Here is a 354-nt window from a genome sequence, read left to right as displayed (position 1 = left end):
GTCGAGCGCGGCCGGGTCATCAATCAGGCCGAAATGCCCCTGGGACGCGATCAGCTCGACAATCTCTGGCATATGCCGATCGGTCTGTGTCGTGGAAAAGACGAAGCCGGGAGCGCCGGTCGGAAGGGCCGCGACCTGCGCGGCAAGAGGCCTGCTGTGATCCACCACATAATGCGCTCCGAGAGATGTCACCCAGTCGCGCGTTTCTGGCCGGGAGGCGGTGGCGACGACCGTGACATCGGTCAGGACCCGGGCCAGCTGGATGGCGATGGAGCTGACCCCGCCAGCGCCGCCGATAATCAGCACGGCCGGCTTCACGCCGGGGACTGACCGACGGATATCCAGGCGATCGAA

At 65.8% G+C, this 354-nt stretch carries 1 protein-coding gene; it reads right to left on the bottom strand.

From position 1 onward, the window contains the following. Positions 1–354: zinc-binding dehydrogenase (locus B7449_RS17875; protein ID WP_048883983.1), on the bottom strand; the 354-nt coding region annotated here is incomplete at both ends.

The organism is Komagataeibacter intermedius TF2, assembly GCF_000964425.1.
Taxonomy (GTDB): Bacteria; Pseudomonadota; Alphaproteobacteria; order Acetobacterales; family Acetobacteraceae; genus Komagataeibacter; species Komagataeibacter intermedius.
Note: the sequence above shows the minus strand (reverse complement) of the source record. Positions and strands in the feature narration are given on the sequence as shown.